Source organism: Nostoc sp. CCY 9925 (assembly GCF_963920935.1).
Taxonomy (GTDB): Bacteria; Cyanobacteriota; Cyanobacteriia; order Cyanobacteriales; family Nostocaceae; genus Nostoc.
The window spans coordinates 1-21,131 of the sequence record NZ_CAWUDO010000114.1 but is presented as its reverse complement, the minus strand read 5'-3'; the positions used below and the strand labels follow the sequence as shown (position 1 = coordinate 21,131).

The 21,131-nt window shown below is 34.7% G+C and carries 26 protein-coding genes and 1 tRNA gene; 18 read left to right on the top strand and 9 right to left on the bottom strand.

Going from position 1 to position 21,131, the window contains the following annotated elements; translation table 11 throughout:
- The first annotated feature begins 116 nt into the window (after window positions 1-116).
- A complete protein-coding gene (locus ACM0OY_RS33940) occupies window positions 117-845 on the top strand; it encodes a hypothetical protein (protein WP_414573164.1) in 729 nt (242 codons plus the stop codon).
- A gap of 79 nt (window positions 846-924) precedes the next feature.
- On the opposite strand, the gene ACM0OY_RS33935 is transcribed toward ACM0OY_RS33940, so the two are convergent.
- A complete protein-coding gene (locus ACM0OY_RS33935; protein WP_414573163.1) occupies window positions 925-1,185 on the bottom strand; it encodes a hypothetical protein in 261 nt (86 codons plus the stop codon).
- A 152-nt stretch (window positions 1,186-1,337) separates the two neighbouring features.
- Here ACM0OY_RS33935 and ACM0OY_RS33930 point away from each other — a divergent pair, with 152 nt between their 5' ends.
- The 6 genes from ACM0OY_RS33930 to ACM0OY_RS33905 all read left to right on the top strand — a co-directional run bounded on the left by ACM0OY_RS33930 (window position 1,338) and on the right by ACM0OY_RS33905 (window position 5,542).
- Window positions 1,338-2,567, top strand: a complete 1,230-nt coding sequence (locus tag ACM0OY_RS33930) for a hypothetical protein (RefSeq protein ID WP_414573162.1) — start codon at window positions 1,338-1,340, stop codon at window positions 2,565-2,567.
- A 167-nt stretch (window positions 2,568-2,734) separates the two neighbouring features.
- Window positions 2,735-3,157, top strand: a complete 423-nt coding sequence (locus ACM0OY_RS33925; RefSeq protein WP_414573161.1) for a hypothetical protein — start codon at window positions 2,735-2,737, stop codon at window positions 3,155-3,157.
- Window positions 3,158-3,491: 334 nt separating this feature from the next.
- Window positions 3,492-4,277, top strand: a complete 786-nt coding sequence (locus ACM0OY_RS33920) for a hypothetical protein (RefSeq protein WP_414573160.1) — start codon at window positions 3,492-3,494, stop codon at window positions 4,275-4,277.
- 64 nt (window positions 4,278-4,341) lie between these two features.
- Entirely contained in the window at window positions 4,342-4,620 is a 279-nt protein-coding gene (locus ACM0OY_RS33915; protein ID WP_414573159.1) for a hypothetical protein, read from the top strand.
- A gap of 24 nt (window positions 4,621-4,644) precedes the next feature.
- On the top strand, window positions 4,645-5,076 hold the full coding sequence (locus ACM0OY_RS33910; RefSeq protein WP_414573158.1) for a hypothetical protein: 432 nt from the start codon (window positions 4,645-4,647) through the stop codon (window positions 5,074-5,076).
- Window positions 5,077-5,164: 88 nt separating this feature from the next.
- Window positions 5,165-5,542: a hypothetical protein gene (locus ACM0OY_RS33905; RefSeq protein ID WP_414573157.1), complete on the top strand. Its 378-nt coding sequence runs from the start codon at window positions 5,165-5,167 to the stop codon at window positions 5,540-5,542.
- A gap of 93 nt (window positions 5,543-5,635) precedes the next feature.
- Here the strand turns inward: ACM0OY_RS33905 and ACM0OY_RS33900 are convergent, their stop codons facing one another.
- Window positions 5,636-5,839, bottom strand: a complete 204-nt coding sequence (locus ACM0OY_RS33900) for a hypothetical protein (RefSeq protein WP_414573156.1) — start codon at window positions 5,837-5,839, stop codon at window positions 5,636-5,638.
- 52 nt (window positions 5,840-5,891) lie between these two features.
- Here ACM0OY_RS33900 and ACM0OY_RS33895 point away from each other — a divergent pair, with 52 nt between their 5' ends.
- The 5 genes from ACM0OY_RS33895 to ACM0OY_RS33875 all read left to right on the top strand — a co-directional run bounded on the left by ACM0OY_RS33895 (window position 5,892) and on the right by ACM0OY_RS33875 (window position 13,048).
- Window positions 5,892-6,407, top strand: a complete 516-nt coding sequence (locus ACM0OY_RS33895; RefSeq protein ID WP_414573155.1) for a hypothetical protein — start codon at window positions 5,892-5,894, stop codon at window positions 6,405-6,407.
- A gap of 557 nt (window positions 6,408-6,964) precedes the next feature.
- The gene (locus tag ACM0OY_RS33890) at window positions 6,965-7,327 is read left to right on the top strand and encodes a hypothetical protein (protein WP_414573154.1); all 363 of its coding nucleotides are present in this window, start codon (window positions 6,965-6,967) and stop codon (window positions 7,325-7,327) included.
- 75 nt (window positions 7,328-7,402) lie between these two features.
- Window positions 7,403-7,570 (top strand): hypothetical protein, encoded by a 168-nt coding sequence (locus tag ACM0OY_RS33885; RefSeq protein WP_414573153.1) that lies wholly within the window; start codon window positions 7,403-7,405, stop codon window positions 7,568-7,570.
- Between the two features lie 79 nt (window positions 7,571-7,649).
- The gene (locus tag ACM0OY_RS33880) at window positions 7,650-7,871 is read left to right on the top strand and encodes a hypothetical protein (protein ID WP_414573152.1); all 222 of its coding nucleotides are present in this window, start codon (window positions 7,650-7,652) and stop codon (window positions 7,869-7,871) included.
- A 713-nt stretch (window positions 7,872-8,584) separates the two neighbouring features.
- Window positions 8,585-13,048 (top strand): plasmid replication protein, CyRepA1 family, encoded by a 4,464-nt coding sequence (locus ACM0OY_RS33875; protein ID WP_414573151.1) that lies wholly within the window; start codon window positions 8,585-8,587, stop codon window positions 13,046-13,048.
- A gap of 264 nt (window positions 13,049-13,312) precedes the next feature.
- Here ACM0OY_RS33875 and ACM0OY_RS33870 read toward each other — a convergent pair whose 3' ends face one another.
- Window positions 13,313-13,621, bottom strand: coding sequence for a hypothetical protein (locus ACM0OY_RS33870; protein ID WP_414573150.1), 309 nt, complete (start codon window positions 13,619-13,621; stop codon window positions 13,313-13,315).
- Between the two features lie 70 nt (window positions 13,622-13,691).
- Here ACM0OY_RS33870 and ACM0OY_RS33865 point away from each other — a divergent pair, with 70 nt between their 5' ends.
- Window positions 13,692-13,859, top strand: a complete 168-nt coding sequence (locus ACM0OY_RS33865; protein WP_414573149.1) for a hypothetical protein — start codon at window positions 13,692-13,694, stop codon at window positions 13,857-13,859.
- Window positions 13,860-14,128: 269 nt separating this feature from the next.
- Window positions 14,129-14,794, top strand: coding sequence for a hypothetical protein (locus ACM0OY_RS33860; RefSeq protein WP_414573148.1), 666 nt, complete (start codon window positions 14,129-14,131; stop codon window positions 14,792-14,794).
- 3 nt (window positions 14,795-14,797) lie between these two features.
- Here the strand turns inward: ACM0OY_RS33860 and xerC are convergent, their stop codons facing one another.
- Window positions 14,798-15,901 carry a site-specific integrase gene (gene xerC, locus ACM0OY_RS33855; protein WP_414573147.1) on the bottom strand — a complete coding sequence of 368 codons (1,104 nt, stop codon included), beginning with the start codon at window positions 15,899-15,901 and terminating at the stop codon, window positions 14,798-14,800.
- Window positions 15,902-15,934: 33 nt separating this feature from the next.
- Between xerC and ACM0OY_RS33850 the strand changes: the two genes are divergently transcribed.
- The 3 genes from ACM0OY_RS33850 to ACM0OY_RS33840 all read left to right on the top strand — a co-directional run bounded on the left by ACM0OY_RS33850 (window position 15,935) and on the right by ACM0OY_RS33840 (window position 18,425).
- Window positions 15,935-16,007 (top strand) — tRNA-Ala (locus tag ACM0OY_RS33850).
- 209 nt (window positions 16,008-16,216) lie between these two features.
- Window positions 16,217-16,378 carry a hypothetical protein gene (locus ACM0OY_RS33845; RefSeq protein WP_414573146.1) on the top strand — a complete coding sequence of 54 codons (162 nt, stop codon included), beginning with the start codon at window positions 16,217-16,219 and terminating at the stop codon, window positions 16,376-16,378.
- A 55-nt stretch (window positions 16,379-16,433) separates the two neighbouring features.
- Window positions 16,434-18,425 carry a tetratricopeptide repeat protein gene (locus ACM0OY_RS33840; RefSeq protein ID WP_414573145.1) on the top strand — a complete coding sequence of 664 codons (1,992 nt, stop codon included), beginning with the start codon at window positions 16,434-16,436 and terminating at the stop codon, window positions 18,423-18,425.
- Window positions 18,426-18,471: 46 nt separating this feature from the next.
- Here ACM0OY_RS33840 and ACM0OY_RS33835 read toward each other — a convergent pair whose 3' ends face one another.
- From ACM0OY_RS33835 to ACM0OY_RS33820, 4 genes are all read right to left on the bottom strand, one after another.
- Window positions 18,472-18,774, bottom strand: a complete 303-nt coding sequence (locus tag ACM0OY_RS33835) for a type II toxin-antitoxin system RelE/ParE family toxin (protein ID WP_414573144.1) — start codon at window positions 18,772-18,774, stop codon at window positions 18,472-18,474.
- On the bottom strand, window positions 18,771-19,040 hold the full coding sequence (locus ACM0OY_RS33830; protein ID WP_414573143.1) for a type II toxin-antitoxin system ParD family antitoxin: 270 nt from the start codon (window positions 19,038-19,040) through the stop codon (window positions 18,771-18,773). Before ACM0OY_RS33830 ends, ACM0OY_RS33835 begins: the two co-directional genes overlap by 4 nt.
- A gap of 126 nt (window positions 19,041-19,166) precedes the next feature.
- On the bottom strand, window positions 19,167-19,304 hold the full coding sequence (locus tag ACM0OY_RS33825) for a hypothetical protein (protein WP_414573142.1): 138 nt from the start codon (window positions 19,302-19,304) through the stop codon (window positions 19,167-19,169).
- On the bottom strand, window positions 19,273-19,890 hold the full coding sequence (locus ACM0OY_RS33820; RefSeq protein ID WP_414573141.1) for a Uma2 family endonuclease: 618 nt from the start codon (window positions 19,888-19,890) through the stop codon (window positions 19,273-19,275). Before ACM0OY_RS33820 ends, ACM0OY_RS33825 begins: the two co-directional genes overlap by 32 nt.
- 409 nt (window positions 19,891-20,299) lie before the next feature.
- Between ACM0OY_RS33820 and ACM0OY_RS33815 the strand changes: the two genes are divergently transcribed.
- Entirely contained in the window at window positions 20,300-20,674 is a 375-nt protein-coding gene (locus ACM0OY_RS33815; RefSeq protein ID WP_414573140.1) for a hypothetical protein, read from the top strand.
- 132 nt (window positions 20,675-20,806) lie between these two features.
- On the opposite strand, the gene ACM0OY_RS33810 is transcribed toward ACM0OY_RS33815, so the two are convergent.
- Complete coding sequence (locus ACM0OY_RS33810; protein ID WP_414573139.1) at window positions 20,807-21,082, bottom strand: GGDEF domain-containing protein; 276 nt, start codon at window positions 21,080-21,082, stop codon at window positions 20,807-20,809.
- Between the last annotated feature and the right edge of the window lie 49 nt (window positions 21,083-21,131).

The following is a 21,131-nucleotide window of genomic DNA, read 5'->3' as shown; positions in this document are numbered from 1 at the left end:
TGGGTTGGTTTACTCACTGCTGCTACTGTACTTCACAAGACTGATAACCGCTATATGGATTTAATCTACAGGATATTGATCTAGGTGCTTTAGATGCAATTTGGGAAATTTATGAATTGCGCCAACAGTTACTAGAACAAGGTCAAAGAGTTTTCTCACCTGTGGTTTTGGCTATTACTGACTGGCAGAGCATTAAAGATCTACTTACTTCATCTGCTAAGGATGTATTTAAGGAAGTTGTCAGTAAGTTAATGACTTTAGCTAACAATGGGGCTGCACTGGGAACAACGATTTGGATAGATACTCAATCACCAAAAATAACTGATTGGGGTTTAGGTTCTAGTTCTATCCGTGATAACTTTGACATTTTTGCTATTGCTCGTATTGGGCATGATGAAAATAATATTCCTATTGGCGATACAAACTGTGTAACCAAAACAGCGCAAAATCCCTTAATAGTTGCCCAAGAAAGCGATCGCTCTAGAGTTTTAAATCAATTCACCCAACTGCAAGAGGGAATGAAAAATGGGGATATTAAATCTAGCATCATTTTATCCACAGCTGGTTTTGTCAGGATTGGGATTACACCTAATTTTGAAAGATCAGCACTACAGTTTGAATCTGAAGTTAAAACTACTCCAGATAAAAATAACTATGGAGATGTGAATGATAAGGTTTTAAGTTTAGTCCCTAATAATTGGATGGATTTAAAAAACCCAGATTTTATAATTGGGGTAAAACTTAATAAACTTACCCCAGAACAGATCCGCGATTCTTTATTTGAGTTGCAAAGTTTGAATTTAATCGAGATAGATAGTACTTTAAGTAAAATCAGAAAAATTTAACTTTAAAGTTACAAGTTAAAAAAACCATCCAATTATTTAAAAGTTGGATGGTTTTTTTAACTTGTACAATTAAATTTAACTATTTTGATAAATCTTTTATTTGCTTTTTTATTTCTTCAATCTCCAAAATTAAAATTTTATTATTTTCCTTAATCATTTCTTCAACATCTTCAGGGACTAAAGGGCGTTCAATTCTTATTTTGCTTTTTTTTATTTTATCTATTCCAATTTTTAAAGCTTTAATTACGATCGCTGTTCTATCAGATCTTAATTTATCGGATAATTCATCAATTTCCTCTAAAAGATCATCAGGCAGACGGAATGCTGATAATTTACTCATATTTAGATCCTCTATAAACCCTTAACACAGTATAGCATGGTTATACTGTGCTATACAAATTACTGTTTTATTAGAAATTTTTTTAAAACCTCACCCAATTTTTGTATAACACTGTTATACTGATGATATAACTTAAAAGAGATAAAAAATTTATGACTACAGCAACTCTACAATTTATTGACGATAAAATTACTGAGAAAAATTCACTACTTGAAGAAATAGAACAATTAGACCGTGAAATTAAAGCAGCACAGGAAATAGAATTTGATTTAACATCAGCTTTAGAATCCATCTCAAATATTTTTAATCGTGCTAATCCAATTATTTTGGATGAAGTTAAAAAAGCGATCGCTGTAAAATGCTCTGAATTAGGTATACTTTCATCCAATAATGTAGAGATTAAATCAGAACCTAAGAAGGTTAAAAAATCTAATAAAAAGGATAATGGACTAACTAAAAATCTAGATAAAATTGATGAATTACTAGATAAAAGTAAAATCTTTCCACTATCCCAGGATGATTTAAAAGATTTTAACCAATCTTTAGAAGTAGCAGCAAATAAACTTTCTGAAGATTTACCAGCCGATCAAGTTGAGGAATTTAAAAATAATTTAATTAGTGAATTAGAAAGTAAATCAGTAGCAGCAGTAGAAGTTTTAGAACCGGAAATTAAAGTAAGTAATTGGAATAAAGTTGATGAACTTTTAGAAAAAAATAAAGTATCCCCATTATCATCTGAGGATTTAAATGAGTTTGGGCGATCGCTTGATGCTGCTTTAGAAGAAGTTGATAAAAACCACACACAGCAAGAATTAGACGATTCTGTACAAGCGATCGCTGATATCCAAATTAGTGCAGAAGTAGTGGCAGTTGATCCTACCCCAATTGATCCAGTTGTAGAACCAGTTGTTGAGACTAAACCTCAACCGCAACCATTTTCAATGACTGCGTTCTTCAATCAACCTATAAAAGTTTCGGAAGCTGCGATCGCTACTGATGATATGAAATTTGATGCAGAACCAGTAGGTACTATACCAGTACAGATGGAAAGTATTAAATCAGCACTTGAACCAGTTGTGTTTTACGGTAATAAGTCTGTTATCCCTGTGTCTGAGCTTCAAGTACTGCCATTAGGGACTAAGTTAAAGCATCGTAGTGGAACTTTATCTGAGACAGTTGATCCTTCTGAGATGCCAGCAGATGCAAAGAAAGCATCACCACAAAGCATAATTCCTATTAAGTTTATCGACAATATTTTAGATAACTGGTATAGCTGGCAAAAACCAGAGCATCTGACGATCCTTACAGATGAACAAGTACAGCAACATTTAGCAGAAGAAGAGGCAAAACTTAATGAATTAGCGACCAGCGATCCATTCTAACTATCCCGAATAATCCATAAAATATTTTAAAAAATTTATGGATTATTCTTAAAACCCAGCGGTATACGACGTAATACGGTGTTATACTAAGAGTATGCAAAACAAAGCGATCGCCCAAGCCTGAGAAACTTTCAAGCGATCGCCTAACTACCAAAGGATGATAGCTAATGACCACTTTAACTCAACCTACCGCAACTGAGACACTTACCCAAGAATTTTTATCTACCCGCGATCGTGAGATTATCAGCAGAATCGTTAATATCCCTGCCCATGAAATAATCACTATCAGGATTGAAGCTGGTATTACTGTTTGGGTCAGAGTTTTAGGTGGATTGCTACCATTTGATCGTGATTGGTTTGCTTTACGTGTGGCAGAAGTTAAGGCAGAGATGCTGGCAGAGACTTTGGAACATGGTAAGGAAGATATGGGTGATGCTATCCCTAATATCTGCGTTGCTCTTATTTCGATTCAAGCTTCTCTACTCCAAAATCCTAATGCTGATTTGAGTAAGAAGATTGAATCTAAATTAATGCACAGTTTCGATTTTGCTTTACCTAAGACTAAATCTACTTTGCTTAAATCTGCTTGATACTTAAATTAGGTGTGGTCAACCGCGATCGCACCTAACAATAAAATTTAAACAATTAAATGAATAGAATGAATAAATGTACTTGTGGTATTTGCTCTGATTGTATCGAAGAAATTTTCTCGCCAAATCTACCAACACACTTGAATATAGACTTTGTAAGAAATTTAGCTTACCAATCAGGTAACTTAGAAGGTAAAAATAGGAAACTACAAGCTAATTTTCCATACTGCAATCGTAAGGGATGTAACAACAGGCATCACAACACTAATAGATATGGTTTTTGTCTGTCCTGTTTTGAAGAGTTGATCGGCTAATCGTCTAAAGGAAAATTATCATGAAAATTATTGAACAAAAAGAAATGATTCTTTCTGATATTGAATATCTGGTAAATGGATTTAATTTATTCTTTGATTCAGAGACATTAGAAGAAGAACACGAGATTTATGGTACTGTTTTTAGCGGGGAATGTAGAATGATTTATATCTCCTCAGATTGGGATTATGATTCTAAAGAGTTGGAATTAACAAAGATTTGTAAAGCGTTCGGTATCAATCCTTATGCTTTAAATAATGTGGCAGATCGTGAGTGTAATTTAAACGTTGAAGGTCAAAATATTATTACAAGCGATCGTCTGGAGATTTTAAAAAGGTATGTTAAAAAATTCCTTAATACAAGAATTGGGGAAACATACTTGATTAAATATGATGAAAATCTAAATGTTTATTTTAATCGAAAAGTAACAAAGGAAAAAGAAACTAAAACACTTACCCTAGAAGAAATAGAAATTTACGGTTGCGATCCTATTGATGGGATGACTTTAGTTTTTATGGATAACGCAACAGGTGAATGCTTTAATTTCTGGTTTACCGATGCTTGGGAAGATGTAGAGGAGGATGATTGTGTCTTTTTAGGTATGAAATCTGTGATCCAAAAACTTGGATGCTCTATTGATTTTGTAGAAAAAGTACTTTTAAAAGGTGTTGCTGATGAAAAACTTGAAACTGCAAGATTTAATATCGGCATGGGTGTTATGAAATCCCAATATGGGAAAGAATATAAAGTAAAAATAGGTGAATCAAGATTTAATGATATGCTTTTGGATTTTGAAACAATTGATTAGTTAAAAACTTTGGGAGTTAAATTGACTAACTTCCTTACTAAAAAATAATTGGAGGTTGTGAAGTATGGTTAAAGTTTTAATTTATTTAGATGGGACTTTTTTAGAAAAAAGTAAACAGGATGTAGAGAATTTTGAAGATTTAATTATTAGTTTAGGTTTTGATACTTATCATAATTTTTTTGAAATTGAATTACCAACTTTACCTAAAGTTGGTGAAAAACTAACAATTGTCCCAGAGAACAATAAACAAAAGCACTTTAATGTTACAGACATTGAGTATACACATTATCAAAAAACTAAGGAAACAAAGATAAATATTTTTGTTGAATTTCAGAACAATTAACGATAAATAATAAGGATAAATAGAATGACAACAAGATTAAGCGATCGCCAAGTAATTGACCAATTTTATGAGCAGGTTTCTTGGAAAGATGAATGTAATGAAACGGTTATTTTTAACCGTACTTGGATCAGGAATGATAAATCTAAATGTTTATTTTTACCATGTTATTATGAGGATTATGATAAAGATAAAAATGATTTATTAGGTTTAGCAACTGGGTTAAAATATGAACCTTCTATGATTATTTACGGCGATCCAGGTAATGCTAAGGTTGATGAACTAATTTTTAAATCATTATCTGAGTATTATTTAATTCATCTTGAGTTTATCGATGTTCGGGCCAGAATAGCTCAATCAAGATTTATTCACCGTGCTTTAGATGGTATTGACTGGAATAAAGCTTTTACTGAAGTTTCAAATGGTAATATTAATTATATTCCTCCAGAAATTAGATAATTAAATTTAAAAGCAGTACGTTAAAAAGCAGTAAATTTAAAGTTTACTGCTTTTGTTATATTTAAAGTAAATTGATAAATTTACTTATATGAAAACTAAGCGCAGACTACCAACTATAAAAGAAAGGGAAGAATCTATTATTTGGTGGAATGAATTAACTACTGGATCATCACTTCACAAAATAGCTAAAAAGTATAAGTTAAGTGTCTGGACTATTAGAAGAAGATTAATAAGATTTTATGGGTATGATTATTTTAAAAAATCTAAATCATCATCAATAGTTTTGGTTGCAGAGGGAGTTAAGAAAATTAAAAATGAGAGAAGAAAAGAAGAGGTTAAAAACTGGCTGGAAAAAAATGCAGAACTATTAAGGGAAATGGATTTAGAATTAGAATCTGATTTTTACTCAGAAAAAACGATAACCAATAAAGAAAAAAATCGAGTTTTAAATTATCATTTTGAATAGTCATTAATGCTATAATTTAAATAATTCATAACTACCAAATAAAAACCGCGCTCTACTCCTTAGTAAGCGCGGTTTTTAATTTAACTAAATTAATTAAAACTTAAAGTAATCATCTAATGAGATTTGTTTCTCTGGTTCTGGAGGTGCGATCGCTTCTGCAATCTTTTGGTAAGCTGTGTTCAATTCAAAGATATTCAATTTTTGAAAAAAAAGTTTTGTTGGTGTATCTTCCCAGATCTCTCTCAAGATTTTTAACTCTTCATCTGACAGTTCAATAATAATCTTATTATTAATCATAAATCTAACCAATACATCTATTTAAATGTTATCATAAAAACAAGTAATTAATGTGTATTTAAAGGTTAATATGACTTATTTGAATGAAGTAGTAAAAACCAATCAACCAACTTTTGAGGATTATTTTAAAGAGTACATCCACCAAAACCAACAAACAATTACCACACTGGAAACTATTTGCTTAACCAATAAGCAAGATTTTACTGATTTATATAATTTTTCTAAAAAACTGGAAGAATCTATCATAAATCTCCCAGAGACACTAAAGCTTAATATTGGTAGATCTACAAACAAGCAGATTGAAGAATTTGAAATAAGAAGTACAGAAGCTCTCAGGCAAATTGTTGCAACTTGTAGAGCTATTAGCGAGTCAATGAATTTAGTTGGTGAGTCTCATCAAAAATTATATGATTTGGTAGGTGCGATCGCTACTAATCAAGCTACTCTCTCTCAATATCTAAGTGTTTCTGAAAAGAGATTAGCGGTAATTGAAAAAGGGATTATGGCTCTACTTGAATCGTCAAGTCACAAACTAGAACCAGCTAATGAACCAGCTAAAAAGAAATAATTAGGTTAAATTTTATTCCTGTTTTATTCCTGTAAATCTAGATCCACTACAACCTAGTGGGTCTTTTTTTTTATGCCAGAACAGCACATCAAACAATAATCGAGCGATCGCACCTTACCAAACGTCACACCACTTTAAACGCTAATTTTAAGCACAATTACCTATGATTTCAGGGTAGATAACCATGTGTCACACTACTTTAAGAGCGATCCGGCCCAGTTGTCATAGTAATAAAATTTTAATTTTACCCGTGTGCGCTTTCTATCAAATGCACTGTATAAGGGTTTCAGAGATTCAATATTTTCAAACTGTAAAATTCAGTGAATGAATGTTGCAGTCAGAACCACAATCAAACAATCGCCAAACCCGTAGTTTTAAATTAATTGGTGGTTATTTTGAGCGATCGCACTTAAAAAAAAATAACTCATCTCTTTTTTAGGGATGAGTTATTAAGTAATTTTTGTTGGTGTAGATTTTCTAATTATAGCGAATAGTAAGTAGGTATTTATAACATAATTTGTGCTAATATTTAATTAGGTGTAGACGGATTAAATCTTATGTATCGCGGATTTGATAAAGATAAATTTAAAAACAGTAATATTAACTTAAATGGTGGGGTTACCAAACAACAAGTTTTAGATTGGCTTGATAGCCCTGAATTAATTGAATCATTCAAAAAAGCTTTAGATACTGGTACAACAGAGATTAAGATTTTACTAGATATCTTTAAAAATAACTTAGCTAAAACAAAATTCAAAAAACATATATCCCTGTGGCATGAAACAACTGTAATAGGGATAGATACTAATAAATGGGAATTTTGGGTTCATGTGGGTATGATTTATGGGATCGTCAAATTTGATGATCAAATAATCACACTAAAATCTTTCTTAGATCAAAAATTATCTAAAGTTGACTGACGGATAGAATGGGTTAGAGCATCTTTAATTAGATGCTCTTTTTTTTTAACTTTAAATTTAAAATTACAAATAGAAATGACCAAATTAAAAACAAGAGTAGATAAGAAACACCGTGAGGGTAAATTACCCCAAGCACACCAAAAAATCCCTCTATGGTTCACTGAAAAGCCGGAAATTAAATCAGTTAAAATTTATAAACTTGATCCATCAAAATTGGATGAATTTATAAGAAATAATAATTAAATAATTTTAATACTAAATAGCTTTTTAATCCGTGATAGGTTATTATATTATATATAGTCTATAAATTGGTTTAAAAATTATGGAAGCAACTTTAAATAAAAAAACAGAAGATAATCCAAGGAAAGCTATGTCATTTTGGATTGATGCTGAACTACTAGCAAGATTCAAAGATTTAAGCATTCAAAGAGGGATATCTATGAGTCAGTCCGTTGAATGTTTCATACTTGATGAAGTTGAAAAATCAGGACAAACTTATGAGTGGAAACCCGCAAAAAAAGGTAAAAGAGCAAAAAAGCTTTAGAAAATTTAAACACACTTAAAAACCACCTTCAAAAGTAATGGAGGTGGTTTTTTAATGTCTAGTTAAAATTAAATGTAAAGAATTTGTAAAGATTTGTTAAGTTTTTAAACTGATTCAGTCTTAGAACTGAGTCATTTAGAGTAATTGAAATAAAAAAATGTATATTTCATAAGGGTTTCAGGTTTTAGACTGCGGTATCAAAAACCTGAAACCCTTATCTGTCAAGCAGTTTAACATGATTGCAAAAAACTATTTAAGTTATAATGGTAGTAAGAATATTTAAAAACTGAGAAAATATTCTAAATCTTCTGACGAACCTTGATAAGATAAGCCCGACACACCGACAACTAACCCAATGGTGAAAGATAGGAGTAGCAAGCTTTGATAATAAGGATGAAAGCGATCGCTTCCTTCTAAGTCACAGGATCGCCAAAAGCTAATATATTTTAATTTTTTTACTCTTTATAAATTAAAATATCCCACTTGCTCTAAAAAGTGGGTACTAAAAAAGAGACTCCCCAGGTAACAAGCGTCAACTTGTTATTTGTCCCAGAAAGCCATCTTAGAAATAATTTATTAGTTTCAATATATCCCTATTATAACAGTTAAGCAATAGGGTTTAATTATCCAAAGGGATAAATTGAAAAGCTGATTTAATAAGGCTTCTGGGTTTGGGAGACGTTAACCGTCAAACAAATTTAGGAAATTAAACCATGTCTAAAAAATCAGCTTACGCCAAATTAGCAGAGATTCAAGCATTATCGAGTGAAAGATTGAATTACCTCCCCTTTATTGAAACTGGGGAACTAGAAAGGATTGAAGGTAGCACCAATAAATATGTATGTCCTAGCTGTGGTGGGACTTTAGCGATCGCTCAAAATGGGATAGGTAAGTGCATCGGGAAGCAATGCTCTGAGAAGCAAATTAAAAAGTTTCTCGTCAATGGCGGGAAGCAACTTACTCTAGGTGAGCTAATTAAACCTGTTGTGCTGTCAAATGAGGATATGGCAGTAATAGAGGAAGAGGAGACTAAGAAGGAAGTCTTTACCCTGTTTGATGAGTCTCGTAGGTACGATGACATTATTAAAGAATTTTGCGAAGGATCGGGTATTCCTAGAGAGTACGTAGATTATTTAATCAAAAATGGGTATCTCTGGCATCCCAAAGAATCTAAAGGTGATTTAGGTCTTTACCAATTTTTCCAACATTGGAAAGATGATGATGGACATCCGATGCCTGAGTATAGAATCGAAAACATGGTAAAAAAGGAATTGAGACAAAATATTTGGGCAGGTAAAGGGATAGATATTTTTAATCCAAAAAATAAAGTACCAGTACAGTACAAAAGATGCCCTAAATTAGTCGCCAAAGAGAATGCAGAAATTGAGGATCAAAAATCTAGAGGGATTCAACCTAAACATAAGAAATCAGGTAAATACTTTAGCCCTTTTGGGATTAAACCTGTAAGACCTATTATTTTACCTTTCACAGATAAATTAAAAGGATTACTAGAATTCAAAACAAATCCTAATACCAATGAGGGATTTAAAAAAGCACTAAAAAGCTTACTAGGAATTCAAGCATTAGATTTTAAATCATTACCAACTCACCTTACATACTGGGTAATTAAAGGATTAGCTCAAATTAATTTATCTGATCAATTAAATCAAGCTATTTTTGATTTAAATTGGATAAATATTAAGGAGCAAACAAAACTTTACCGAATTTACTTGACAGAGGGAGTAAAAAAAGCAGCTACATTAATGGCACATGGTTATCCTGCGATCGGTCTATGTGGTGTGTCAAATGGATTTATTGGTAAAGGGAAAGATAAAAAATACCAAAAACCTCAGTTAATACCAGAATTGGAATTATTAGCAAAAGAAGGAGTAGAATTTGTCTTTCTTTTTGATAATGATTCAAAAGAAACTACACAAAAAAGTGTAGGATCTGAAATTTCTAAACTCTGCAAAGAACTAAAAAGAAGGACAAAAGTAGACCCTAAAATTGTTACTTGGTCTGAGGTTGATAGTAAGGGTGTAGATGATTTAGTAGTAGATCATGGTGCGATCGCTTTACATACTGCGGTAGCTAATGCTAAAAATTACTCTGCTTGGGCGTGTAACTTTAACTTATCTTTATTTGCTCAAAAGGATGTAGTAGTAAATCAAAGGTATTTTGGCGATCTCGATATCCCAGAAGATGCGAACTTAATTTGCCTGAAAGGATCTCAGGGAACAGGTAAAACCCAAAGTATCAAACCATTTGTTAATAAACTGCAAGAAAAAGATGAGTTTACTTTTATCATTGTTCCCCGAATTCAGTTAGGTCAAAACTTATCAAAAGAGTTCGGTCTACCATTCTTCAGTGAAAAAATTGATGAGGAGTTAATTAAATCTAAAAGAGGTGCGGTTTTTTGCTGGGATAGTATTAAAAAAGCTTTGCGCTTTATTGATCGTCACGAGTGCTACTATAATCTTTTTGTTGATGAAGTAACACAAGGATTATGGCATCTGCTCACAGCAACAACAGCAGTAGAAAATGATCGTGTTGGGAATATCCAAAAATTCTTAGAATTGGTTAATTCTTCTAATCGTTTGATTGCTGCTGATGCTGATTTAAATACGATAACTTTAAAATTTCTGCAACAAATTAAAAAAGGGAAATCCTTTATTGCAGAAAATAATTATAAATTTGATCGAGAAATTTATAATTATCCTTCACCTGCAAGAATGTTACTTGATATCGAGTTAACTTGCTCAGAAATGGTGCAAGATAAACTCGAAGGTAGAGAAATAAAATCTATCTGGATTAGCAGTCAAGGTGCAAATGTTGGATCTAAATTTGGATCTTTTAATTTGGAGAAAAGATTAAAATTAAAAAACCCAAACTTAAAAATACTGAGATTAGATTCTGATACTTTAAATAATCCCAATCATCTTGCATCTAATAATGAATTTATGGAAAACATAAATATTCATATTAGAGATTATGATGTGATTATTGCTTCACCCTCATTAGATAGTGGGGTAAGCATCAAAGAAGGTCATAGATTTTCCCATCTTTTCGGATTCTGCCAAGGTTTACTATCCCCAATGTTAGCAGTACAACAGCTTTCAAGGGTACGTGGGGATAATGTAATTCGTGGTTTTTATGCTGGCCAGATGAATGGATCTCAAATTGGGGGGAATGGGTATAGTGCAGAGGATGTAAAAAAACACTTCAACTATAAATTTAACTGTTTAAAATTAGCACTTAAAAAAGGAATTAAAAAACCTAGTGCTGATGATGCTAATACAGTTGAATTTCAATCCTTCATCTCAATCTCAGAGGATTTAGATCGAAACTTCCTGATTGATTTTTACTCCCAATGGGGGGCAATGTTAAACCAGGCCACAGATAATAATCAGGCTTGGATCAAAGAAATTCTAAAATTCCAAGGATACAGGATCAAAGATGTAATCACACATCAAGATTTGATTAAAGAATCTGATCGTATAGATGATGAGATGTATTTGATTAAGGAAGAGAGTAAGCAGATTAATTATGAAGCGATCGCATCTGCTGAGGAGATTGATGAACCTACAAAACTGGAATTAAAGAATAAATTTAAAAAGACACCTACTCAAAAGGAGCAATTAGAAAAAGCGAAATTGAAAGATAAAGTAGGTGATTCAATCCCCATGACATCTGATTTGGTTCGGAAGGATAAGGATGATAACTTTACCTACAAAGTAATGTGCCTATTCTCTCTGCTAAATTGGGATGAGCTTAACCTGTATGAAGAAGCTTTGAGATTAGATAAATCATCTAAAAATAATAAAATCTTCCTTCCACACAGTTTGAAGAAGTCAAAATCGGCCGCGATCGCACTCCTTAAAGATCTGGGTGTAGATGAGCTAATTTTTAAGTACTTAGGTATAGATGAGAACCTAGATACTGATGAAAAAGGGCAACTAAACCCAAAATCCGGGTTTAGATCCCATATAGATCTAATATATCAAGAAACTAAACCCAATTTAGTAGATCAAAAATCAGGCCTGAATTTTAAACAACTTTTCCAAAAAGATTTAGACCTACTCCCAAGCCTCAGCACTCAGGACGAAACCATCAATAAATTCTGTAACAGTGTTCGGGATGCTTCCTTCCATGTCAGAAATTTATTAAAGACACACGTCAATGCAAAAAGTAAAAATCATACTGTAATTAACCAATTGCTTTCCCTATTCGGATTGAAGCTTAAGCAGATTAAAAAATCGAATAAAGACTACTACTACAAGATAGATGGGGCTGATAAGGACTACTGCGCTTACTTCAATCATTTAGGAGAGAAGAGGGATGATCAAAAGCGCTTTGAGAAGATACGTAATGATGTAATGGAAATGCCCCAATATGGTCACAAACCTATAACTGATGCTGTGGCTGAATTGGTAGCAGGTGTGTACGATACTGAGAATGATATTTATTCTCAGTATTGTCAAACTCCAGAAGATTTAAGGATGATAGGTAGGGCAAGAATCCGTACTAAGGAAAAATTGGATCAATTAGAAGAGAAGCCCAAACCGATCACCAAGTCTCAGAAGCTTAAAAATGAAGCTTCAGACAGCATCACTAAAGCATCACCCAAAGTAGAAAAAGCAATTCAATTAAGATGTGATGGGTTACAACTCCCAGAAAAGCACCCAGATTATTGGGGATCTAGATATGGGGATTTTTACATTCGTGCTTGGGAATCTAAAGATCCTGAAGATATGGATTTGCTTAAAAAGGTTTGTGAGGATCAAAAACAGTTCTTTACTCACTTACTCACCCAACCTACACCTAAACCTACTCCTAAACCTTTGCCTATGCCTCAAGAACCCACCTTTACCTTTGAGGACATAGTAAATGATGGTTATGCTCTTTTAAATGGCGATAATCCCCTTAAAGTGATTGGTTCGGATAAACACAGAACTACCTTTAAGGATGCCAAAGGGAAGGTTTACGAATTTCGAGCAGTAGAAACCAATGTTGGTAAGCTTTACCCACTTACCAGAGAGAGATTAGAAGCTTATATCACCAAGAAAAGTACATCAGGCACATCTAGAGATCAATACCAGATCAGTAAATTGGTTGCATCAGTCACAGAAGTGATTAAAGGTGATGATCGCAAAGTTGGATTAATGGAAGGATTGTAAGGATTTTAAGTACTAATTAAAATAGGTTGAATCTCTTCGGGAACTGAATTTTTAATTAGTCCACCATAAATTAAAATTTGTGAGCTTAATTTTTAATTAGTCCACCATAAATTAAAATTTGTGAGCTTAATTTTTAATTAATCACCATTAATTAAAATAGGTTGAATCTTTTTTAAGAACTGAATTTTTAATTAACTTAAATAATTACTTGACAGTTAAAATCAGCGCATATTTTTAAAAAGCGATCGTTAAAATAACCTAATTTTAACTGTCAAGTGGAATAAGCGTCATAACTTTTTTCTTAATTTGATTTAGATGGAATATTGATTTAGATTTTAAATTATCTAACTCATCCTCATTAGTTAGGTTAAAGTTAATAGATTCAAAACTCCCAAGTACTTTTTTATCTTTAATTATTAAAAGCTCTGATGGGTGAGTTAGTTTAAAATTTAAACCCCATAAACCGTTTTCTAACTTATAAATTTGAATATAGTAAGTTAATTTTAGTTTGTAGTCTTTACCAACTAGAAAATAATTACCCTTTCTTATTTGCCATCTATAAATTGTGTCCATAAATATAACCATTAACCATTAATTACATTGTATCTACATGGTAGAATTAATTTAGTTAAAGGTTATTTTTATGATTTATAAACCTAAGCAGAAAAGTGTAAGTTTAAACCAAGCAACTTACGATCGCCTAAAAGATCTGGCAGAAAAAAAGGGTATGAAATTAGGAACATTGGTAAATTTTATAATATTCCAATATTTAGAAAGTACTAAAAAAGTTGAGGGTAATAATGATGATTAAATTTTTAATTGATTTACATAATTATTTAAAAAAGACTTTGGAAGTAGAAGAGGATGAGTTAAATTTATTTTATATTTGGGGACTCATAAGTTTTTTAACTATTTCCATTTTCTTTTATAAAATAAACTTAATTTATAATTCTGGGTACAGTAATCAAGTAGAATGTTATAAATTAAATAAATAATTAGATAGTAGTTATTTATTATTTACCTCAGTGTTTTATAAATACTGGGGTAAAATTTTATTTACCTAAAATAATATTACTGCCTATGTCCCAACCTTCGATACCTTTTACTGAGTTTGGTGAAAAAATAAGAGAAATTTATAAAAAACCCCATCTCCCTGAGTCAGTATTGCCAGAATCTAGAATTACACCTGAAGACCATCAAAATTTAATTGAGAAATGGTCACCAATTATTGAAAAAAAGAATAGTTTAGGGTCAAAAAAAGGTCTAAGTTTGGATGAATTTACAAAACTTATAACTGACTTTTTTGGTTATCAAATTATTAATAGATCATTGATTGATAGGTTGATTCATACTGGGAACCCTTACAGAGAAAATCACGCCAAAGTTTTGAAAGAGAATAATTTAAGAATTATTAGTTATTTTACTAATAATTATTCTTATGCAGAATTAAGAGCGATCGCTTTAAAAATTTTAGGGTTAAATCAACCAGAATTAGACCAACCAAACTTAAATCAACCACAACAATTATTAATTGTGGAAGATAATAAAGAAATAAACTTAAAAGCACTTTTATTAGATTATTTAAATAAAAATGGTTATAGGAATTTAGATCTTAACCCATCGGATCTTTTAGAGATTCTTTTTGAAGATAATCCAAAAGTAGAAATAAGAACTCTTTTATTATTACCAGATGCTTTAGGGATACCAAAAGCAGAATTTTTAAAATTACTTGAAAAAGAAATATAAATATTAATTTAAAGGTATATTAGGTAAGCTAGGGCGGTTAATCATGTGTCCATAGTTCTTTATAACCATTGTGGTATCACTATGTCCTAATAAATAGGCCACACCTGTTATAGGAGTTCCTTGATCTATCGCGTGACTAGCCATTGTGTGCCTACTGGTGTATGGCTTGCGATATGACACACCTTGAATTTTTAAAACCTTAGTCCATTGCCTATTCCTAAAATTATCAGCATCAATAATTTTACCTGTTGGTGTAGTGAAAACTAAATCGTCTGGGTTTACTGGATTGGGTTTTATTGAGATTAAAAGCGATCGCAGTTCTTCAGATATCGGTAAATATCTTATATTTCCTGTTTTAGTTTCCTTTCTAATTCTTTGATACCCATTACCTGTTAAATCTTTGGGTAAACTCTCTTTAATTACTATTTCAGATCTATGGAAATTTATATGGCCCCAAAGTAAACCTATAGCCTCAGATGTTCTCACACCAGTAGCGATTAAAAATCCTACAAATGGTTTATAGTGTGGCGCAATTTTATCAAAACCTTCTAAGATTAATTTAATTTCTTCCTGGGTAAAGGGTTTTATTTCTTTATGGTTATCCTTTGGAGATTTAATACTTTCATAGGGGTTAGTTTCTAAATAACATTTAGATAATCCCCATTTACAACAAGCTTTTATCAGTCCTAATCTATCTTTAAATGTTCTAGGGGAAATATTAAATTTAAATAACCAGTTTGTATCTGTTATTTGTGGGTTAGCTTGGCTTATCATCTTCCTAACCCATTTATAATGATTTGCTTGGGTATGTTCTGGTAAGTCTAAATATTTTACCCATAGATCCCAAAGTTCAAGCAGTGTTTTAGGTTGAGTAATTTTTGGTACAAGTCTGTAGCGGTCTAGTGTGGGGTCAAAATGTCCAGCAATTATATCATTTTGAATTTTGGTAGCGATCGCTTGAGCAATGGTCAGATCCCTTTTATCGTTGTAATTCCCACTAGGTAAGGGATTAAAAGCGTACCTCTTACCAGCAACAGTAAATTTAAGCTGGATCGATCCGTTGTTGTTGAGTGGTTTTATTTCTTTCATCTGTCCTAAATTTGGCATAATGGACAGATGATTATATTAGTAATTGATTAAGGGGAATTAGCTCAGTTGGTAGAGCGCTGCGATCGCACCGCAGAGGTCAGGGATTCGAGTTCCCTATTCTCCATTGTGGAAATTATAGCAGGGAAGAGGCAATACCAATAGGACTTACGCAAAAACTCTCTGAAACTGTTATTTCTTTGTGTACTTTGCGTCCTTTGCGGTTCGTTTTTCATTATTTTGCGTAAGTCCTGACCAATTCAAAATTCAATATGAATCCAGATGTAGAGACGTTGCATTGCAACGTCTCTACAAGGAATTTTGATATCACGCACAATGGTTTTCATATATAAAATCAGCAACCCCCATTTAAATTTATATTGTTCCTCAAAGCGATCGCACTACGGTTCGGTTAAGACAAGAGACGCGATAAATCGGCGTCTCTACGAAAGATTGATTATTGTAGAGACGCCGATTTATCGCGTCTTTGTGATGTAGAATTTTTTCTGCGTCGCTGCATCAGCATTCATAATAAGCCCGCAAACCTAACATAATGCCTGAAGAACTGTGGAATATACCATATCCGCGTAACCCGTTTTTTACAGCGCGTGAAACCGTTTTAGAAGAAATGCGGAATGCGCTGTTAACAAAGAAGTTAGCTGCACTTAGCGGATTGGGTGGTATTGGTAAAACTCAGACTGTTATTGAGTATGCTTATCGCTATCGCCATGAGTATCAGGCAATACTATGGGTGAGGGCAGCTTTTGAAACAGAATTGGTGTCAGGTTTTGTGAGGCTTGCAGAGTTATTCAATTTACCGGTCAGTCAACAACAGGATGAAAGCTTAGTAATTGCCGCAGTTAAGCAGTGGTTAGCAACACATAACGGCTGGCTGTTGATTGTGGATAACGCCGACGACATAGCGATGCTGCGGGAGTTTCTGCCAGGGGCACATCAAGGTTATGTGTTGTTGACTACCCGCGCTCAGGCTACGGGGATATATCAGCGAATTGAAATTAAAAAAATGCCACCGGAAGATGGGGCGTTGTTGTTGCTGCGGCGTGCCAAACTGATTGCAGAAGAAGCGGGGTTGGATGGGGTGAGTGAAGAAGAACGCACCTTGGCAGAAACAATCTCGCGGGAAATGGACGGTTTACCCCTAGCATTAGATCAAGCAGCAGCGTTTATTGAAGAAACTCCCTCCAGTTTGGCGGAGTATTTGCAATTCTACCGGGAAGAAGGGGCGAGACTGCTAGCAGAACGAGGCGAACTGGCAATAGATCATCCTAATGTTGCCATTACTTTTTCTCTAGCCTTTCAGAAAGTGTTACAACGCAACCCCACCGCAGGCGATTTGATTTGGGTTTGCGCCTTTTTAGCGCCTGATGCGATTCCCGAAGAAATTTTTACCAAGGGTGCGGCAGAATTGGGAGAAAATCTCAGCCAATTAGCAAACAAACCTCTAGATTTCGTCAAAGTTATCCAAGAAGCGGGACGGTTTTCGCTGATTTACCGCAACCCGACTAATAAAACCTTGGATATTCACCGCTTAGTGCAGGAAGTGTTAAAAGCCGAGATGGATGAAGACAACTGCCGTCTTTGGGCACAAAGGACTGTTTGTGCAGTTACACAAGTTTTTCCGAATGCTGAATATGCAAATTGGCGTGAGTGCGATCGACTTTTACCCCATGCTAAGGTTGCAATTGATTGGATTTCGCAGTATCAATTTGAGTCGGAAAAAGCCGCTTTGTTACTTAATGAAACTGGCTACTACTTGGATGAACGCGGACAGTACTCGGAAGCAGAACCACTGTATGAAAAAGCATTGTCACTCAGGCAACGGCTCTTAGGAGAAGAGCATCCAGATGTCGCCAGCAGTTACAACAACCTGGCAGGACTATACTTATCCCAAGGAAAGTACAGTGAAGCAGAACCCCTGTATCAAACAGCATTGTCACTTAGGCAACGGCTGCTGGGAGAAGACCATTTTGATGTCGCCACCAGTTACAACAACCTGGCAGCACTCTACTATTTCCAAGGAAAGTACAGTGAAGCAGAACCACTGTATCAAACAGCATTGTCACTCAGGAAAAGGCTGTTGGGAGAAGAACATCCCCATGTCGCTAGCAGTTACAACAACCTAGCAGCACTCTACGAATCCCAAAAAAGGTACAGTGAAGCAGAACCACTGTATCAAATAGCATTGTCACTCAGGAAAAGGCTGTTGGGAGAAGAGCATCCCCATATCGCAACCAGTTACAACAACCTGGGAGCACTCTACTATTTCCAAGGAAGGTACAGTGAAGCAGAACCACTGTATCAAACAGCATTGTCACTCAGGAAAAGGCTGTTGGGAGAAGAGCATCCCGATGTCACCACCAGTTACAACGATCTGGCAGGACTATACTATTCCCAAGGACGCTACAGTGAAGCACAACCTCTGTATGAAAAAGCTTTGGAAATTGCTGAACTCAGTTTAGGGGTAAATCATCCGAACACAATTACTATCCGTGAAAATCTGAAATTATTGCGCGATAAAGCTTAAATAGTATATTCTAATTCTCCGTAAGTTTAGATTTTGCAGCGCGTCCTTACTCTTTATCAAAAAGTGCATCTAAATTGCGATAACCACTAACTACCCGTAAAATTTCAATCCCGCCTGCAATGGGACGATAGAAAATCAGATAATCATCTACAGGAAAGCTACGTAATAAAGGTAATAGTTCATCACGCTTGCGTCCCATATTGGGAAAGTTTGCTAAATTACTGCACTTGTCGTTAATTTTCTTGAGCAAACCCTCCGCAGCATCAAAACTACTGTTGTCAGCAACATAATCAATAATGTTCTCAATATCCCGACTTGCAGGAGCAGTAAATCTACAAATATTGCTCATTCACCAGCCTGCTGACGACGCTGCTGTAGTTTCTGTTCTAGTTGATGAAAAACTGTTTGTGCGTCAATAACTTCCCCGCGTTCCGAAGCTTCGACCCCAATCATGATTTCCCTTTGTAACTCTTCAAATCTACCTTGATAAATAGATTCCCTTTCCTCCAGCAGTTTAATACCCGCAACAATCACTTCCTCTGTTGAGGCATACTTACCACTGGCAACTTGACTTTGGATAAATAGCTCTAATTCTGGAGTAAAGGAGATATTCATATATACTATCTACCATAGTATGTGGCTTTATGTTCCTATTTTAGTTTTTGTTTTTTGTAGGGTGTGTTATGCCTTATAGCAACGCACCGCACAGCATCCCACACACCATCAAAGATTTTCGGTGCGTTAGGACTGTCGTCCATAACGCACCCTACCAGATGAAAACTTTCCGTGAGAATCTAAAACTATTGCGCGATCGCACTTAATATGAGTGGTAGGTAGGGCGATCGCTTTACTGAAAGTTTTGAAAAATCTGTTCGGCATTTAAATTTAATTCCGGGAAAACTTCTGAGATAATGCACTCGCCATTTCGGAACTGCCGGACTTGGTATTCCCCCTCAACTAATGAGTAAACCGAGATAGTGGGTTGCTTAGGATTGCCGATAAACCGCCTACCGCCTAAAGCGGCGTAATCTATAATCCAGTATTCAAGAATGCCTATTGCCTCATAATCAGCTGCTTTTTTTAAATAATCATCTCTCCAGTTGGTACTAACCACCTCAATTACTAAGGGAATTGATTCTGCAAGGCTGAGAGTTGATTCTTTTTTCCACAGAGGCTCATTCACTAAATTAGGCTGATTTAATACCAGCACATCTGGTGAATAAGCTGATTCACCCTCCGGTGGTTTGACAAACGCTGTTTTGGGAATAAAATAAGGCAGTTTTAAACGTTTATATTCTGCAACTATTTCTCCAACTAAAAATCCGATAATTTCTTCGTGGTCGCCAGTTGGTGGGGGCATGTCAACAATTACTCCGTCATGCAATTCATAGCGTTGTGGCGAATTTTCTGGATACCAAGCGATAAAATCATCAAATGTTACTAGCGATCGTTTGGCTTGAATCATAAATTATTTTCTCTATCGCCTTAATAGGGTGCGGCATCAATAATCTATTCGTTAACAGCAAAAATCTTTCGGTGCAGTGATTTTACGAGTCGTGAAGCCTGACAATGCCATTGTATCGAGCGACAATTCGATTGTATCGAGTGACAATTCGATTGTATCGAGTGACAATGCCATTGTATCGAGTGACAATTCGATTGTATCGAGTGACAATTCGATTGTATCAAGCGACAATGCCATTGTATCGAGTGACAATGCGATTCTTGTTCAGATGCAATACATATTAAGGGCACAGCATTATTGCCTACCCTGGATGTTAGGTGAAAACTGCTGGAAACTACTTTTTTATTTCACTGATATTTATTTTGTGACAATGGGTACATTAAATATGTAGTTTACCACTTATGCTTCTATGCCAGCCCAAGATAGAACACGCCGCTTACCCCCTCAATCCATTAGTCAAGATGTAACTTCATGGCACGGTTTACAAACTATTAACAGCTACGACACAACCCGTACTGATGCTTCCGTTGACAAGTTACAGCAAGCTTATCAAGCGATGTTGGCGCACCAACAAGCGGAAACAGAGAAGCTAACTTTATACCGTGCGGCGGCGGATGCAGCGCGATTAGCAGAATGGGAATTTCACAATACTGTCTTAGCGATGAAAGAAGTTATACGCGGACAATATGGTTCAGATAGCGATCAAGCGCAAGCGGTAGGATTCAAGAAAAAATCAGAACGCAGACGTTCTAAGCGTAAAAAGTCAGTTGCGATCGCTAGTTAATTATTTGTTGAATTATAAAGCGATCGCACTTCTATACTTCTCCCGCGCAGTCTATGATACTGTGTCAGCATTGATTGGGGGTAATGGCGATCGCTATGATTTTTTGCTTAATAGACTACGAGATTGTATTCATCAGAAGCGGGTTTGATTGCGTCCGTTTTTCTTTGCTTCTCGAACTTTGTCGCTGGCACGCTGCAACAAAGAAATAGGGCTATCTTCTGGAATCAGTTCCACAACTCCAATGCTAGCAGTGAGTTGAAACTGTTGACCGTTGTAAGCTGTAAGCATTTCCTCGCTCAGAGCTATGCGAATTCGTTCGGCTATGTGACATCCTGTATTCAGGTCAGTATCGGACATGACAATACAGAATTCTTCTCCACCGTAGCGTGTAACCCAATCCACTGCCATCGGTGAGAGGTTAGAGTGATTGCACTTTTGTCAAGAGGGTGCAGGAAAA

Coding starts and splice junctions, on each gene's coding strand:
- ACM0OY_RS33840 (WP_414573145.1), top strand. CDS start 16,434: ATGCCTGAAGAACTGTGGAATATACCATATCCGCGTAACCCGTTTTTT.
- ACM0OY_RS33890 (WP_414573154.1), top strand. CDS start 6,965: ATGTATCGCGGATTTGATAAAGATAAATTTAAAAACAGTAATATTAAC.
- ACM0OY_RS33880 (WP_414573152.1), top strand. CDS start 7,650: ATGGAAGCAACTTTAAATAAAAAAACAGAAGATAATCCAAGGAAAGCT.
- ACM0OY_RS33825 (WP_414573142.1), bottom strand. CDS start 19,304: ATGCCGAACAGATTTTTCAAAACTTTCAGTAAAGCGATCGCCCTACCT.
- ACM0OY_RS33870 (WP_414573150.1), bottom strand. CDS start 13,621: ATGGACACAATTTATAGATGGCAAATAAGAAAGGGTAATTATTTTCTA.
- ACM0OY_RS33860 (WP_414573148.1), top strand. CDS start 14,129: ATGTCCCAACCTTCGATACCTTTTACTGAGTTTGGTGAAAAAATAAGA.
- ACM0OY_RS33865 (WP_414573149.1), top strand. CDS start 13,692: ATGATTTATAAACCTAAGCAGAAAAGTGTAAGTTTAAACCAAGCAACT.
- ACM0OY_RS33830 (WP_414573143.1), bottom strand. CDS start 19,040: ATGAATATCTCCTTTACTCCAGAATTAGAGCTATTTATCCAAAGTCAA.
- ACM0OY_RS33820 (WP_414573141.1), bottom strand. CDS start 19,890: ATGATTCAAGCCAAACGATCGCTAGTAACATTTGATGATTTTATCGCT.
- ACM0OY_RS33925 (WP_414573161.1), top strand. CDS start 2,735: ATGACCACTTTAACTCAACCTACCGCAACTGAGACACTTACCCAAGAA.
- ACM0OY_RS33905 (WP_414573157.1), top strand. CDS start 5,165: ATGAAAACTAAGCGCAGACTACCAACTATAAAAGAAAGGGAAGAATCT.
- ACM0OY_RS33875 (WP_414573151.1), top strand. CDS start 8,585: ATGTCTAAAAAATCAGCTTACGCCAAATTAGCAGAGATTCAAGCATTA.
- ACM0OY_RS33910 (WP_414573158.1), top strand. CDS start 4,645: ATGACAACAAGATTAAGCGATCGCCAAGTAATTGACCAATTTTATGAG.
- ACM0OY_RS33900 (WP_414573156.1), bottom strand. CDS start 5,839: ATGATTAATAATAAGATTATTATTGAACTGTCAGATGAAGAGTTAAAA.
- ACM0OY_RS33835 (WP_414573144.1), bottom strand. CDS start 18,774: ATGAGCAATATTTGTAGATTTACTGCTCCTGCAAGTCGGGATATTGAG.
- ACM0OY_RS33885 (WP_414573153.1), top strand. CDS start 7,403: ATGACCAAATTAAAAACAAGAGTAGATAAGAAACACCGTGAGGGTAAA.
- ACM0OY_RS33930 (WP_414573162.1), top strand. CDS start 1,338: ATGACTACAGCAACTCTACAATTTATTGACGATAAAATTACTGAGAAA.
- ACM0OY_RS33935 (WP_414573163.1), bottom strand. CDS start 1,185: ATGAGTAAATTATCAGCATTCCGTCTGCCTGATGATCTTTTAGAGGAA.
- ACM0OY_RS33915 (WP_414573159.1), top strand. CDS start 4,342: ATGGTTAAAGTTTTAATTTATTTAGATGGGACTTTTTTAGAAAAAAGT.
- xerC (WP_414573147.1), bottom strand. CDS start 15,901: ATGCCAAATTTAGGACAGATGAAAGAAATAAAACCACTCAACAACAAC.
- ACM0OY_RS33845 (WP_414573146.1), top strand. CDS start 16,217: ATGGTTTTCATATATAAAATCAGCAACCCCCATTTAAATTTATATTGT.
- ACM0OY_RS33815 (WP_414573140.1), top strand. CDS start 20,300: ATGCCAGCCCAAGATAGAACACGCCGCTTACCCCCTCAATCCATTAGT.
- ACM0OY_RS33920 (WP_414573160.1), top strand. CDS start 3,492: ATGAAAATTATTGAACAAAAAGAAATGATTCTTTCTGATATTGAATAT.
- ACM0OY_RS33810 (WP_414573139.1), bottom strand. CDS start 21,082: ATGGCAGTGGATTGGGTTACACGCTACGGTGGAGAAGAATTCTGTATT.